This window comes from Streptomyces sp. WM6372, assembly GCF_001279655.1.
Classification (GTDB): Bacteria; Actinomycetota; Actinomycetes; order Streptomycetales; family Streptomycetaceae; genus Streptomyces.
Map to the genome: position 1 here is coordinate 107,827 of NZ_LGDB01000180.1, position 14,043 is coordinate 121,869.

Sequence of the window (14,043 nt, forward strand, 5' to 3'; positions counted from 1 at the left end):
GAGCCCCGCGGCTGCCGCGTCGGCGGCGCGGCCGCGTGACGCCTCGGCGGCGCGGCCGCGTCAGTCGCGGGGCTTACGGCGGAAGAGGCGCTTCGCGCCGAAGACCAGGGCCGTACCCACGGCCAGGACGGCCGCGCCCTTCGTGAACCCGCCCCCGCCTTGCCCACCCGCGGGGCCGGGGGCACCGGCGGCCGGGGTCGCGCCCGGCTTCCCCGGAGCCGGGGTCGCCGAGCCGCCGGACGCCGACGCCGGCTTCACCGGAACCGCCACCACCCGGCTCGACTCCCCCTCCGAGCCGAACAGCAGCGTCCCGCCGTCCGCCGAGTACGTCACCGACTCCGCCTGCCCCTGCCACGGCGCGTCCACCCGCTCGCCCTCGCCCTCCGGCTTCCCGTCCTTCCAGGGATAGGTCTTCGCGAAGAAGTAGCCGCGCAGCGTGAGGCGGCCGCCGTCCGGCGAGAACGCCCCGTCCGTGACCCACGGCAGGTCCGCGACCCGCCGGAAGACGTTCGTCCCCGAAGCCGACAGCTGCTGCGGCCCCTCGTACAGCCCGCCCTTGTCCTCGCTCTTGCTCGCGATGTACACCCGGCCCGTCACCGGATGCACCATCAGTGCCTCCGCGTTGCGCGCCCCGTCCGCGTACTTCACCGTGAACTGCTCGGCCTTGACCGTGACATCGGCCAGCTGCTTCGGCTCCGGGAAGCGGTAGATCCAGACGTGGTCCCAGGTCCCGTTCAGGTTGTCCCCGATGTCGCCGACGTACAGCTGCCCGTCCGGGCCCAGCGAGATGGCCTCGACGTCGCGCGGGGTGCCGATGCCCGTCAGCGTCACCCGGGCCACCGTCTTGCCGGTCGCCGAGTCCACCGCGTAGACGTACGGGCCGTCGTCGCTGTCGTTGTGCGTCCAGTACACGCCCGGGTGGATCCGGCTCGCCGCCAGCCCGCTCGACTCCTTGATCCGCGGATCGGTGATCGTGAACCCGGAGGCGCCGGCGGGAGCCGGCCCGGCAGCGGCGGCGGCCGAACCCGGCAGCACGACAAGGGCAATGACGGCGGTCAACGGCAGCAGGCGCATACCCCAAGCGTGCCAGCCCGCCCCGCGTGTCCGGCATCACAGGGGCGCCCGGCGCGTGATCCGCGATGATGACCGGATGCGTTTCATGTTCGTCGGCGATTCCATGACCATCGGACGCGCCGGCGACTACACCTGGCGCTACCGGATGTGGCAGCACCTGAGTGCCGTCCCGGGCGGCCCGTACGAGATCGTCGGCCCGCGCACCGCGCTCTTCGACACCGAAGCCAACGAGCCGACCAGCCACGCGTACGCCGACCCCGGCTTCCCCGAGCCCGCCCGCCGCCACCTCGCCGGCTGGGGCGAGGGCTGGCAGCACATGGCCCCCCTCATCGGCGCCGCCGTCCGCTCCGGCGAGCCCGACGTCCTGCTCGTCTCCCTCGGCCTGATCGACCTCGGCTTCTACACCGGCGCCGAGGAGACCGCGGCCAACGCCCGCCGCTTCGTCGCGGAGGCCCGGGCGGCCCGGCCGGGCATCCGGATGGTCCTGCTCCCGGTCATCCCGAACGTCCGGGCCGAGTCCGACGCGCCGTTCGCGGCCGAGGTGGCCCGGTTCAACGAGCTCCTCGCGAAGGCCGTCGCCGACCTGTCGACCGACGCCTCGCCGATCCTGCTGGCCGCGCGCCCGGCCTCGTACGAGATCGCGCACGACACGTACGACGGCACCCACCCCAACGCCTCGGGCGAGCACCGCCTGGCCGGGGAGTTCGCGGCGGTACTGCACCAGGCCTGGGGCATCGGCGGCCCCTACCGAACCCTCTGACACCCCGTAGGGCCGCACCCGGCGTTCCCGCCGTGACCCGGCCTGCGTGCGTATCGTTGTACTACGCGGCTGCCCGCGACTGCGCGGCAGCGGGGAGGAGCGCCACGATGACCGTCGTAGAGACCGACAGGATCGAGATGGCCGACATCAGCAGCGAGCAGGCCTTGGACGAGATGTTCGAGGCGCTTGAGCCCGTCCCCGAGGGATTGAAGGTCGAGATCGTCGAGGGGACCGTCTACATGTCGCCGCAGCGGGACACGCACTGGGAGATCATCCGCAGGATCGTCCGTGCACTGGAAGACGAGTTCGGCATGGGAGTGAAAGCCCTCTCGGACGTGCGCATCGACTTCCCGGGTCGGCTGAACGGGTTCGCGCCGGACGTCGCGCTGCTCAGTGACGATGCCACGAAGGACAACGCGGCTCACTGGCGCCACGAGGACGTGAAGTTCGTCGCCGAGGTGATCTCCAAGGGCACCGCGGCGAACGACTACGGCCCCAAGAAGGCCGCCTACGCCACCGCCGAGGTGCCCGCGTACCTCATCGTCGATCCCTACACCCGCCGCTGCGTGCTCCACACCCAGCCCAAGGACGGGGACTACGCCACGGAGACGAAGATCGCCTTCGGCGACGAGATCGACCTCACGGACACCGTGGTGGGCCTCACGCTCGACACGTCCGAGTTCCCCCGCGACTGATCCGCGCCGCTCCCCCGGTCCGCGACTGATCCGGTCCGCGCCCCCGGTCCGCGCCCCGCACCGGGGGCGCGGACCGGTCGCGCTGTCACCTCGGCCGGATCACCAGGCGAAGGCCTCGGGCGAGGGCCCCGGGCCGGGGAAGACCTCGTCCAGGCCGGAGAGCACCTCGTCCGACAGCTCCAGCTCCAGCGCCCGCAGCGCGCTCTCCAGCTGCTCCGCCGTACGGGGACCCACGATCGGCCCCGTCACCCCGGGCCGGGTCAACAGCCACGCCAGCGCCGTCTCGCCGGGCTCCAGGCCGTGCTTGTCGAGCAGGTCCTCGTACGCCTGCACCTGCGCCCGTACGGACGTGTTGGCCAGGGCGTCCGCGGAGCGACCGGAAGCACGGCGGCCGCCCTCGACCTCCTTCTTGATGACGCCGCCCAGCAGCCCCCCGTTCAGCGGGGACCACGGGATCACCCCGAGCCCGTACTCCTGCGCCGCCGGGACGATCTCCATCTCGGCACGCCGCTCGGCGAGGTTGTAGAGGCACTGCTCGCTGACCAGCCCGACCGAACCGCGCCGCGCGGCCGTCTCGTTGGCCTGGGCGATCTTGTAGCCGGGGAAGTTCGACGACCCGGCGTACAGCACCTTGCCCTGCTGGATCAGCACGTCGACGGCCTGCCAGATCTCCTCGAACGGAGTCCGGCGGTCGACGTGGTGGAACTGGTAGAGGTCGATGTAGTCCGTCTGGAGCCGCTTGAGGCTGGCCTCGACGGCCCGGCGGATGTTCAGCGCCGAGAGCCGGTCGTAGTTGGGCCACGGGTCGCCTTCGCCGGCCATGTTCGCGTACACCTTGGTGGCCAGCACGGTCTTGTCCCGCCGGCCGCCGCCCTGGGCGAACCAGGTGCCGATGATCTCCTCGGTGCGGCCCTTGTTCTCGCCCCAGCCGTAGACGTTGGCGGTGTCGAAGAAGTTCAGGCCCGCGCCGAGCGCGGCATCCATGATCGAGTGGCTGGTGGGTTCGTCTGTCTGCGGACCGAAGTTCATCGTGCCGAGTACAAGTCGGCTGACCTTGAGTCCGGTGCGTCCGAGCTGTGTGTACTTCATGGACCCCAAGCCAACTGCCTGGAGTCCACTCCAGGCAAGGGCCCGCGCGGACGGGTCGCCGTCCGGGGCGCGGCTACTGGCCCACGGCGGCTGCCACGGCCACGACGACGAACATCAGCACGAGTACACCGGCCATCACACGGTTTCGGGTCTTGGGATCCACCCGTCGAGCGTAACGCGGGCGCCGCGGGTTCCCGTACCGAGGGGCGTCAGGCGGCCAGGGGCCAGGCCTCGACCACCTCGTAGCGGGGCTGCTCCCCGGGGACCCCGCCCGCCGGGAGGTTGCTGCGGACCAGGCTGAGCTCCCCGACCCGCCAGGGCGTTCCCTCGAAGCCCGCCAGGGCGTCGGCGTACGGGTGCATGTCGGCGCCGGTGCGGCTGCGGGCCAGGGTGAGGTGGGGGGTGTAGCGGCGGTGGTGCTCCATCGGTACCCCGGCCCGGCGGGCGGCGGCGTCGGCGCGCTCGGCGAGCATCCGCATCGGGTCGAGCCCGCCGGCCGCGCCGACCCACAGGGCGCGGTCGCCGAAGTGCCCGGAGCCGTGGATGCGCAGGCTGAAGGGTTCGGTGCGGTGGGCGGCGCGGGCCAGGCGGGCGTGCAGGTCCGCCAGGAGCTCCTCACGCACCTCGCCCATGAAGGCGAGGGTGAAGTGCCAGCCCGCCTCCCCCGTCCAGCGCAGCCGGTCGTCCCGGAGGGACTCCACCGCCTCGCGCAGCTCCTCGACGGCCTGCTGGGGCGGCATCAACGCGGCGAACAGCCTCATGGGCGCGAGCCTAACCCGGACGACGGGTCGGGCTCGCGCCGGGAGGGTCACGCGTCCGCGATCGGGATCTGGTGAGTCGCCGAAGACGCCGTCTTGCCGTTCACCGGGGTGGTGTCCGGGGCGGCGGCCGGCTGGGACATCGACGAGAGAAGCTGGCGGGCCAGGCCCAGGCCCGTTCCGCCCATGGTCAGCGCCTTGGCGAACATCTCCGACATGCCCTCGGCGCCGTTCAGGAGGACCATGTGCTCGACGTTCCCGAAGGCACCCGCGCCCGCCTCCACGATCGCCGGCCAGTTCTCGGCGAGCTGCTGGGCGACGACCGCCTCCTGGTTCTCGGCCAGGGCGGCGGCCCGCGCCTTGATGGCGTCAGCCTCGGCCAGGCCCTTCGCCTTCGCCGACGCCGCGACCGCGAGGCCCTTCGCCTGGGTGGCCGCGGCCTCGGCCTCACCGGTCGCCCGGGTGGCCTTCGCGGCCGCCAGGCCCCGGGCCTCGGTGGCCGCCGCGTCCGCGGTCGCCGCCGTCGTGACGCGCGTGGCCTCGGCCGCGGCCGCCAGCTCGGTCTCCTTGGCCTTGGCCTGCGCCGCCGAGATGCGCGCGTCGCGCTCGGCCTCGGCGCGGGTACGGGTCTCGTACGCCGCCGCGTCCGCGGGCTTGCGCACGTCCGCCTGAAGCTGCTGCTCGCGCCGGTGCGCTTCGAGCTCGGCGACCCGGGTCTCCTGTACGACGACTTCCTGGCGGGCCGCGGCCTCCGAGAGCGGGCCCGCCTGGCGGGCGGTCGCGGCGGCCTTGTCGCGCTCGGCCTGGTAGCCGGCCTGGAGGATCTCGCTGTCGCGGGTGGCCTCCGCCATCCGCGCGAACGCGGTCTGCTCGGCCTCGGTGGCCAAACGGTTCGCCTCGGCCTGCGCGATGCGCGCGTCCCGCTGGACGGCGGCCGCGTGCGGCATCGCCAGGTTCTTGATGTAGCCCGTCGGGTCCTCGATCTCGTGGATCTGGAGCGAGTCGACGATGAGGCCGAGCTTCTCCATCTCCGTACCGCAGGCCGCCCGGGTCTGCCCCGTCAGCTTCTCCCGGTCGCGGATCATGTCCTCGACCGTCAACCCGCCCACGATGGACCGCAGATGGCCGGCGAAGACGATGTGCACCCGCTCGGGCATCATCTTCTGCTGGTCCAGGAAGCGGCGTGCCGCGTTCGCGATGGACACGAGGTCGTCGCCGATCTTGAAGATCACGACGCCCTTCACCCGCAGCGGGATGCCCTGATGGGTCACGCAGTCCACGTTCAGCTGGGTCTCGTTGAGGTCCAGCGAGAGCTTGCGCACCGCCTGCACACCGGGGACCACGAGGGTTCCGCGCCCGGTGACGATCCGGAACCCCATGCCCTCGCCGATGCCCTCGGTGCGGTGCGTGGAGCCGGAGATGACGAGTGCCTCGTTCGGTTCGGCCACCCGCCACATGAGCTTGAACAGGCCGATCAAAGCCAGGATTGCGGCGAGAACGATTCCCGCCACGACGCCGATAGCCATCGGCAACGCCCCCTTATCGCAGTGCCGTTCGACACTGACGAGGGCGAGTGTGCTCCTGCGGCGGGCCGTTAAGAAGACGCAGACGGATTCTTGTCGCCATCTTGATACGAACCACATCCGCGCAGGTGGCGTCGGGGCTCAGTTGTCGTACGCCGCCATCACGTACACCGTGCGCGGCGGCAGGTACTCGACGACGGTCACCACCGTCCCGACCGGCAGCCGGCCCGTCCCGTGCGCCGGATGGGCGAGGAAGTGCTCCGCGCCGCCCCGGATGCGGACGATCACCTCGCCCACGAGCCCGGGGCCCACCGTCCCGGTCACCCGGCCGTCCAGCCCGATCATGCCGTCTTCCCCCATGGGGCGAGGGTACGCCGCCGGTGCGGGGGCGGCGCGGCTTTACGGGCGGCGCGGCCATACGGGGCCGGTGCGGCTTTACGAGGCCGGCGCGGCTTTACGAGGGCCGTGCCGACTCCACGAGTGCCGCACGGCCCTACGAGTGCCCCAGGTCCGCGGCCGGGAGGTCCGCTGCGGGGACCGAGCCCGTGTCGGGGGCCGGGCGCAGCGGGAACTCGTCCGTGGCCATCGAGTCGAGCACCGGCGGCGCCGGGCGCAGCGGCTTCGGCATGACCGCGGCCTCCGAGTGGCCGCCGCAGCCGTACGAGAGCGAGACGAGGTGTCCGTCGGCCGGGCCGAACTCGTTGGCGCAGACCCCGAAGGCCTGGCCCAGGGAGCCGCCGATGGCGACGAGGAACCCGCAGGAGACGCAGGAGGCGGGCGCGGCCTGCGCCATCGGGGTCTTGGCGCCGAAGGACTCGTCCCAGCGGTCGGCCGCGCTGTGCAGCCCGTACCGGGACAGGACCCGGGCGCGCCGCATGCCGAGCTCCTCGGCCACGGAGGTGATGGAGCCCCGTACGGGGACCACGGCGCGGTCGGTGACGTCGGCGTCCTCGGCCTCGACCAGTTCGGCCATTTCGGTGGAGACGACCGAGTTCGGCGGCGGCGCGTCCTCGCCCGACCAGCCCGGCTCCAGCCGCAGGTCCTCGGCGTCGGTGGGCAGCAGGTCGCCGGGGCCCATGTCACCCGGGCGCAGCCGCTCGCTCCACGGCACCCATTCGGGGGCGAGGAGGGCGTCGTCGCCGGGAAGCAGCACCGTTTCGTCGAGGGTGACGTTCTTGGCGCGGGAGGCGCGCGTGACGGTGACGGCCCAGCGCCAGCCCCGGTAGCCGGGGTCCTTGCACTCGAAGAAGTGCGTGACGACCCGGTCGCCCTCCGCCACGGCGGAGACGTGCTCGCCCACCACGGAGGGAGCGGCGGCTTCCTCGGCCGCCGTGCGGGCGAGGTCTACCGCCTCGGCGCACAGGCGGTCGGGGGTACGGCTTCGCGTCGTCGCAGCACTCACAGGTCTCGTTCTCTCCTACGCCGTCTCACGAGTGCGCCGTCCGTACTGTCGTCCTGAACGACCCGTCGGTCCTGTCCGTACGTGGCGCGGGCGGAGCGGACCAGAGGGCCGCGTCGACGTCCGCACCCGATCGGCCTCGGGCGCACCTACCTGCCATCCATTCTGCGGGATAGCGAAGAGGCGCGCGGCCGAGAGCAACCGCCGGTGGCGCGCTACGCACGCTACCTCCTCCGAAGCCTTGGGCCCACATGCAAGGTCCGATTCGCGGACGAGACCGTGTGCCGACATCGCCCCTACGACCTCCCGACGCCGGCCCGACGGCGATCCGTCGGGCGCCCGTAACGCGCCGGGACGGGACCGTGAGGGGTCCGTGGGGCACTATGGCGGGTGTGGCACCCGTACGGTCGTCCCGCGACGGCTCGGGACCGGCCAGACGGGCCGGCCGGGCCGTCGGTCGTGCCCTGCGGCGTCCCTTCACCGGTACGGCGCGCGGGATCCGGCGGGCCACGCACGCGCACGGGGCCGGCGAATCGGGTCTCGGCAAGCTGATCGAGCTGCACGCCATCAACGGCGCCGGCGATGTGATGATCACAGTGGCGCTCGCCTCGACGGTGTTCTTCTCGGTACCCACGGACGAGGCACGCGGCCGCGTCGCCCTGTACCTGGCGATCACCATGGCCCCCTTCACCGTCCTGGCCCCGGTGATCGGCCCGGCGCTGGACCGGCTGCCGCACGGCCGGCGGGCGGCGATGGCCTGCGCGATGCTCGCGCGGGCGCTGCTCGCGGTGATGATGTCGGGCGCGGTGGCCACGGGCGGGCTGGAGCTCTACCCGGCGGCGCTGGGCGTGCTCGTCGCCTCCAAGGCGTACGGGGTGGTCCGCAGCGCGGTGGTGCCGCGGCTGCTCCCGCCGAATTTCTCACTCGTCAAGGCGAACTCCCGGGTCACCCTGGCGGGCCTGCTCGCCACCGGCGCGGCGGCGCCCGTCGCGGCGGGGCTGCACGCCATCGGGCCGCCGTGGCCGCTGTACGGGGCCTGCGCCATCTTCGTGTGGGGCACGTTCGCGGCGTTCTCGCTGCCGCACAAGGTGGACGAGGCCAAGGGCGAGCGGCGGGCCCGGCTGTCCACGCACGAGCCGCACTCGCGCAAGCCGGGCCTGCGCACGGTGAGCCCGTCGGTGCTGTGCGGCCTGCTGGCGAACGCCGCGATGCGCGCCCTGTCCGGGTTCCTGATCTTCTTCCTGGCGTTCCTGCTGCGCGAGCACCCGCTCGCCGGGCAGAGCGCGGCGGTCTCGCTGGGCATCGTGGGCGTCGCGGCGGGCGTCGGGAACGCCTGCGGGACGGCGGCGGGTGCCTGGCTGCGGGCCCGGGCCCCGGAGACGATCATCGCGTCCGTGCTGTCGGTGACCCTGGCGGTCGCGATCCTGGCGGCGGTGTTCTTCAGCGGGCTGTTCATGGCCGTCCTGGGGGCCACGGCGGGCTTCTGCCAGGCGCTGGCCAAGCTGTCGCTGGACGCGATGATCCAGCGGGACGTGCCCGAGGCCGTACGGACGTCCGCGTTCGCCCGTTCGGAGACGCTGCTCCAGATGGCTTGGGTGCTGGGCGGCGCGATCGGCATCGCGCTGCCGCTGAACGGGGTCCTGGGGATGGCCGTGGCCGCGGCGATCGTCGCGGCGGGCACCGTGATGGCCCTCCGCGGCCGCCTTTCCGCCCCCCGCCACCACCATCCGGGCTCCACCCGCCCCCGAGTGGCGTAGGTAGGGGGTGCACGGCGGGTCATCCCGGGCAAACCGGCCCGGCGGGACGGGTCGCGCGCCGCGCGGCAGGCCACGGACACCCCCGTGCGGCGGCGGAGCGGGGTGGCCCGATAGCCTTCGGCTCATGACCGCACCGCTTTTCTCGGGTAGGGGCCGCCGCAGCGTCGCGGCCCTCGGAGCCGTGTCCGCCGGCCTCCTCCTCCTCTCCGCCTGCGACAAGCCGACGCCGCTGGCGACCGTGACGGTCGGCACGTCGTCGGTGTCCACCGAGGCAGTCTGCTCCGACGCCAAGGAGCTCTCCATGGACAAGGTCCAGGAGTGCCTCACCGACATGAAGGACGCCAAGACCATCGACTACGGCCGCGGGGACACCCTGCGTCTCGGTGTCGAGCCGGAAGTCGTCGAGGACGGCAAGCGGTGGCAGGCGGTCCTGGACGGCCAGCCGATCACCGAGCCCTCCTCCAACACCTACCGCAGCTTCCCGGGTGCCGACCTGTTCGCCACCGGCGGCCAGGGCGAGGCCCCGTCCGCCAAGAAGCTGAACATCGTCCAGGTCGGCGAGGACGGCAAGCCGCTCGCCGTCTGGGCCTACAACGTCAAGCTCAAGTAGTCACGTACCGACGGTGCGCGCGCTCATCGTGACCGCGGTGGCGGCGGAGGCAGACTCCGTCGCCAGTGGCCTGACCGGGCCCACCCCTCATCCGGACCCGGTGACGCCGGAGCCGCGCGCCCTTCCGTGGGGGTACCCCCGGACGAAGTCTGGGGGAGGATACCTCCTCTCCCGGCGGGATCTGCCCGGCCTCGCCGCCGACGTCCTCGTCGGCGGGGTGGGGCCGGCCTCCGCCGCGGCCGCCACGGCCACCGCGCTCGCGCTGGCCGACTACTCCCTCGTCGTCTCCGCCGGCATCGGCGGCGGGTTCGCGCCCGCCGCCCCGGTGGGCTCCCTCGTGGTCGCCGACGCCGTCGTCGCCGCCGACCTCGGGGCCGAGACCCCCGACGGCTTCCTCGACGTACAGCAGCTCGGCTTCGGGCGCAGCGTCCACCTGCCGCCCGCCGAGCTCGCCGCCCGCGCCGCCGAGGCCACCGGGGCGCTGCTCGCGCCCGTGCTGACCGTCTCCACCGTCACCGGCACCGCCGCGGGCGCGGCTCGGCTCGCCGCCCGGCATCCGCTCGCCGGGGCCGAGGCCATGGAGGGGTTCGGCGTCGCCGAGGCGGCCGCCGCCCACGGGCTGCCCGTACTGGAGATCCGCGCCGTGTCCAACGCCGTCGGCCCCCGCGACCGCGACGCCTGGCGGATCGGGGACGCGCTGGCCGCGCTCACCGCCGGATTCCGCGCCCTGGGGCCCGTACTCGTCACCTGGGGAGAACGCCATGAGCACCAGTGAACGGCCCGCTGACCGGCCCGCCGGACGACCCGCCGGACCGCTCGCCATCGCCTATTCGCCCTGCCCGAACGACACGTTCGTCTTCGACGCCTGGGCCCACGGCCGGGTCCCGGGCGCGCCCGCCCTCGACGTCACCTTCGCCGACATCGACATCACCAACGGCATGGCCGAGCGCGGCGAGCTGGACGTGCTGAAGGTGTCGTACGCCGTGCTGCCGTGGGTGCTGGAGGAGTACGCGCTGCTGCCGTGCGGCGGGGCGCTCGGGCGCGGCTGCGGGCCCCTCGTCCTCACGCGTGAGCCGGGGGCGGACCTGGCCGGCAAGACCGTCGCCGTGCCCAGCGAACGCTCCACCGCCTACCTGCTGTTCCGGCTGTGGGCCGCGGACGTGCTGCCCGAGGGCGTCGGCAAGGTCGTGGTGCTGCCGTTCCACGAGATCATGCCGGCCGTCCGCGACGGCCGGGTCGACGCCGGACTGGTCATCCACGAGGCCCGGTTCACGTACCAGGACTACGGGCTGCACCGCCTGGCCGACATGGGCGAGCACTGGGAGCTCACGACCGGCCTGCCGATCCCGCTCGGCGCGATCATCGCGAAGCGCTCGCTGGGCGCCGGGACGCTGCGCGCGCTGGCCGAGTCGGCCCGTACGTCGGTCCGGATGGCCTGGGAGGACCCGGAGGCTTCCCGCCCGTACGTCCGCGCCCACGCGCAGGAGCTGGACCCGGCCGTCGCCGACCAGCACATCGGGCTGTACGTCAACGAGTTCACCGCCGACCTGGGCGATTCCGGTTACGCGGCGGTGCGCGGGCTGTTGACGCGGGCCGCGGCGGAGGGTCTGGTACCGGCCATCGCGCCGGATGCGCTGGACTTCCCGTAGGCCGTTTCAGGCCGCTTCCAGAGCGCTTCCGGAGCGCCTCCACGTACCCATGACGGTGCCCCGGCCCTCTCGGAGGGCCGGGGCACCGTCGTACGAACGGGCTCGGTCCGGGCTCAGACGTCGAGCTGGTCGGCCACCGCGCGCAGCAGGCCGGCGATCTTCGTGCCGTGCACCTTGTCGGGGTAGCGGCCGCGCTCCAGCATCGGGGTGATGTTCTCCAGCAGGGTCGTGAGGTCCTGCACGATCGAGGCGAGCTCGTCGGGCTTGCGGCGCTGAGCGGCCGCGACCGAGGGCGCCGGGTCCAGCACCGTCACGGAAAGCGCCTGGTCACCGCGCTGTCCGGCGACCACGCCGAACTCGACGCGCTGGCCGGGCTTGAGGGCGTCGACCCCGGCCGGGAGCACCGACGAGTGGACGAAGACGTCTCCGCCGTCGTCGCGGGAGAGAAAGCCGAAGCCCTTCTCACTGTTGAACCACTTGACCTTGCCGGTAGGCACGTCCGTCCTCTGTCCTTGTGCTCGTCGGGGTCCGGCACTCCGCGCGGCGGGTCCGGACAACAGCGCAGCGGGTCATGGTGACCCGCCGTATCCAGGCTAGTGGGCGTTTGACAGGAGACAAGACGTTCCCCGGTCCTTCGCCGGCTCTTCGCATTTCGGCTGCGCTGTCGGCTGCTTCGGCCAGGGAACTACCCTGGTGGGGTGACTGTTACTCCTCATGGCGATGAAGCGCGGCCCGGCGACGGCCTGGTGCGCGCCGGTGGCATCGTGTTCATCGCGGGCGCCGTGGCGACCCTCGTGACGATGGCCCCGCTGTTCCTGGACATCAAGCCGTTCCCGCCGTCCGCGTGGGCGGTGTGCATGCTGATGGGCGTCGGCTTCCTGATCTCCGCGGCGGGCGTGCTGCGCTCGGCCGCGGCCCAGCGCCGGGCCGCCCGCGCGTCCCAGGCCTGACGCGCGGACCTGACGCCCCTTCGGGTCAGACCGCCTGCGTGCGGACGTACTCCGCGAGCCACTGCGGCAGCGCGGTGAGGTCCGGCAGCACCACGTCGGCGCCCGCCTCCCGCAGTTCCGGCTCGGGGCAGGGGCCGGTCGGCACCGCCACCGACAGCGCGCCGGCCGTACGGGCCCCGCGTACGTCGCCCACGTGGTCGCCGACGTAGACCTGCGCCCCGTACTCGCGCAGCGCGCCCGCCTTGGCCTCGGCCCACAGCCAGCCGATGACGGCGTCCGGCTCGATGCCGAGGTGCGCGAGGTGCAGCCGGGCGTTGGGCTCGTGCTTGGCCGTGACGACGATCGCGCGGCCGCCGAGCGCCTGGACGGCCGCGATCGCCTCGCGGGCGCCGGGCATCGCCGGCGTCGGCTCGATGGCGTGCGTGGGATAGATCTCCCGGTACCGGTCGGCCATGGCGGGGATCTCCGCCTCCGGGAACCAGTACGCGAGCTCCTCGTCCAGCGGCGGACCGAGCCGCGTCACCGCCTCGTCCGCATCGATGAACGTACCCGTCTCGGCGGAAAGCGCCTGGTAGGCGGCCTTGATTCCGGGGCGCGAGTCGATGAGGGTCATGTCGAGGTCGAAGCCGACCGTCAGCTGGGCGGGCACGGCAGGCACGGCGGGGGTCTCGGAGCTCATGCGCCCATTGTGCCGAGCCGGGGCCGACGGGCGGGAACGCAGCCTTAGCCCCGCCTTACGGACAGTGAAACTCGCGGCCTCAGCGGCGGCGGGAGCGCCAGGCCAGGTAGAGGGCCGAGGCGACGGCCGCGCCCCGGGCCAGCCAGGGCCACATGCCCTGGAAAACCCCGCCCAGCCCCTCGTCCGTCAGCGGCGCGCCCCAGCGGCCCTCCAGACGGCCCCACAGCCACACCACCGCGCCCGCGAAGACGGCGCCGGGCAGACCGAACACGACCGCCTTGCGCTCGGCCGGCCCCAGCACCCGCGAGGCGTACGCGAGGAGCCAGCCGCCGATCAGCAGCAGCCAGGAGCCGGTGACCGCACCCACCACGAGCACGGCCGCGGCCAGCAGCAGGAAGGCGTGCGGCTTCGGGCGCGGGGCGGCCGCGGGCGCCGTCTCCGGGCCCCCGGCCGCGGCACCGGCCGCCGCCTTGGCATCCGCCTTGGCCCGCCGGCGCTGTTTCAGGAACCGTACGAGCCCCCGTACGGCCGAACCGTCTTCGGCGGCGGGCCCACCCGCGGGAGCGGCCGACGGCTCCGGCTTCTTCTCCTCCTCCAGCGGGTTCCTGAACAGCTCCGGGATCTCCACCCCGCCCGCGAAGCCCTCCACCTGCGGCCCGGCGCCGAACGGGCCCGGCGCGACGCGCCACCAGTCGGGCTCCGCCCCGCCGTCGGCCCCGAGTTCGTCGAGCCCCGCCAGGTGCGGCGGCGCGGGCGCGGTGTCCGCCGGGCGCGGCTCCGGCACGGCCTTGCGGCGCAGCCGGCCGGGCCCCCGCTGCGTCGGCACCGCCGGAGCCGCATCGGGGGTGGCTGCCCGCGTCTGCGGCGCCGGCGACGCGCCCATGCCGTCGAGGACCTCCTCCGGCGTACCGATCCGCTCCAGGATGCGCCGTACGGCGGCCGGGGTCTCCGGCTCGTACTTGGCGCGCCGCCGGTCGATCTCGTCCCGCAACCCCGCCACCAGCCGCATCCGGTCCGCGGAGGACAGCTGCCGCCGCTGCGCCAAGTCCCCGACCCGGCTCAGATATTCGTAGACCAGATGGTCGCTCTCGATCCCCATG

General features: G+C 73.4%; 16 protein-coding genes. 7 read left to right on the forward strand and 9 right to left on the reverse strand.

What is annotated here, in order from left to right; translation table 11 throughout:
- Nucleotides 1-60: 60 nt before the first annotated feature.
- Nucleotides 61-1,074: a hypothetical protein gene (locus tag ADK52_RS16620; protein ID WP_053690591.1), complete on the reverse strand. Its 1,014-nt coding sequence runs from the start codon at nt 1,072-1,074 to the stop codon at nt 61-63.
- Between the two features lie 76 nt (nt 1,075-1,150).
- On the opposite strand from ADK52_RS16620, the gene ADK52_RS16625 reads away from it, so the two are divergent.
- Both ADK52_RS16625 and ADK52_RS16630 read left to right on the forward strand, forming a co-directional pair.
- Complete coding sequence (locus tag ADK52_RS16625) at nt 1,151-1,834, forward strand: GDSL-type esterase/lipase family protein (protein ID WP_053690592.1); 684 nt, start codon at nt 1,151-1,153, stop codon at nt 1,832-1,834.
- A 107-nt stretch (nt 1,835-1,941) separates the two neighbouring features.
- Entirely contained in the window at nt 1,942-2,529 is a 588-nt protein-coding gene (locus ADK52_RS16630; protein ID WP_053690593.1) for a Uma2 family endonuclease, read from the forward strand.
- A gap of 99 nt (nt 2,530-2,628) precedes the next feature.
- Here the strand turns inward: ADK52_RS16630 and ADK52_RS16635 are convergent, their stop codons facing one another.
- The 5 genes from ADK52_RS16635 to ADK52_RS16655 form a co-directional block, all read right to left on the reverse strand.
- Nucleotides 2,629-3,618, reverse strand: coding sequence for an aldo/keto reductase (locus ADK52_RS16635; RefSeq protein ID WP_053690594.1), 990 nt, complete (start codon nt 3,616-3,618; stop codon nt 2,629-2,631).
- A 209-nt stretch (nt 3,619-3,827) separates the two neighbouring features.
- On the reverse strand, nt 3,828-4,379 hold the full coding sequence (gene thpR / locus ADK52_RS16640; protein ID WP_078988376.1) for an RNA 2',3'-cyclic phosphodiesterase: 552 nt from the start codon (nt 4,377-4,379) through the stop codon (nt 3,828-3,830).
- Between the two features lie 47 nt (nt 4,380-4,426).
- On the reverse strand, nt 4,427-5,908 hold the full coding sequence (locus ADK52_RS16645; RefSeq protein WP_078988377.1) for a flotillin family protein: 1,482 nt from the start codon (nt 5,906-5,908) through the stop codon (nt 4,427-4,429).
- A gap of 132 nt (nt 5,909-6,040) precedes the next feature.
- Nucleotides 6,041-6,259: a hypothetical protein gene (locus ADK52_RS16650; protein ID WP_078864531.1), complete on the reverse strand. Its 219-nt coding sequence runs from the start codon at nt 6,257-6,259 to the stop codon at nt 6,041-6,043.
- 133 nt (nt 6,260-6,392) lie between these two features.
- Nucleotides 6,393-7,301, reverse strand: coding sequence for a DUF3027 domain-containing protein (locus tag ADK52_RS16655; RefSeq protein WP_053690596.1), 909 nt, complete (start codon nt 7,299-7,301; stop codon nt 6,393-6,395).
- A gap of 380 nt (nt 7,302-7,681) precedes the next feature.
- On the opposite strand from ADK52_RS16655, the gene ADK52_RS16660 reads away from it, so the two are divergent.
- The 4 genes from ADK52_RS16660 to ADK52_RS16675 all read left to right on the forward strand — a co-directional run bounded on the left by ADK52_RS16660 (nt 7,682) and on the right by ADK52_RS16675 (nt 11,314).
- Nucleotides 7,682-9,055, forward strand: a complete 1,374-nt coding sequence (locus ADK52_RS16660) for an MFS transporter (protein ID WP_053690597.1) — start codon at nt 7,682-7,684, stop codon at nt 9,053-9,055.
- Nucleotides 9,056-9,179: 124 nt separating this feature from the next.
- A complete protein-coding gene (locus ADK52_RS16665; RefSeq protein WP_053690598.1) occupies nt 9,180-9,665 on the forward strand; it encodes a hypothetical protein in 486 nt (161 codons plus the stop codon).
- A 13-nt stretch (nt 9,666-9,678) separates the two neighbouring features.
- Nucleotides 9,679-10,440 carry a futalosine hydrolase gene (locus tag ADK52_RS16670; RefSeq protein ID WP_053690599.1) on the forward strand — a complete coding sequence of 254 codons (762 nt, stop codon included), beginning with the start codon at nt 9,679-9,681 and terminating at the stop codon, nt 10,438-10,440.
- The gene (locus ADK52_RS16675; RefSeq protein ID WP_053690600.1) at nt 10,427-11,314 is read left to right on the forward strand and encodes a 1,4-dihydroxy-6-naphthoate synthase; all 888 of its coding nucleotides are present in this window, start codon (nt 10,427-10,429) and stop codon (nt 11,312-11,314) included. The genes ADK52_RS16670 and ADK52_RS16675 overlap by 14 nt, the downstream gene beginning before the upstream one ends.
- Before the next feature lie 113 nt (nt 11,315-11,427).
- Here ADK52_RS16675 and ADK52_RS44795 read toward each other — a convergent pair whose 3' ends face one another.
- On the reverse strand, nt 11,428-11,811 hold the full coding sequence (locus ADK52_RS44795) for a cold-shock protein (protein ID WP_030012939.1): 384 nt from the start codon (nt 11,809-11,811) through the stop codon (nt 11,428-11,430).
- Nucleotides 11,812-12,012: 201 nt separating this feature from the next.
- Between ADK52_RS44795 and ADK52_RS16685 the strand changes: the two genes are divergently transcribed.
- Entirely contained in the window at nt 12,013-12,264 is a 252-nt protein-coding gene (locus ADK52_RS16685; protein WP_053690601.1) for a hypothetical protein, read from the forward strand.
- A gap of 25 nt (nt 12,265-12,289) precedes the next feature.
- Here the strand turns inward: ADK52_RS16685 and ADK52_RS16690 are convergent, their stop codons facing one another.
- The gene (locus ADK52_RS16690) at nt 12,290-12,943 is read right to left on the reverse strand and encodes an HAD family hydrolase (RefSeq protein WP_053690602.1); all 654 of its coding nucleotides are present in this window, start codon (nt 12,941-12,943) and stop codon (nt 12,290-12,292) included.
- Between the two features lie 79 nt (nt 12,944-13,022).
- Nucleotides 13,023-14,042: a hypothetical protein gene (locus ADK52_RS16695; protein WP_053690603.1), complete on the reverse strand. Its 1,020-nt coding sequence runs from the start codon at nt 14,040-14,042 to the stop codon at nt 13,023-13,025.
- Between the last annotated feature and the right edge of the window lies 1 nt (nt 14,043).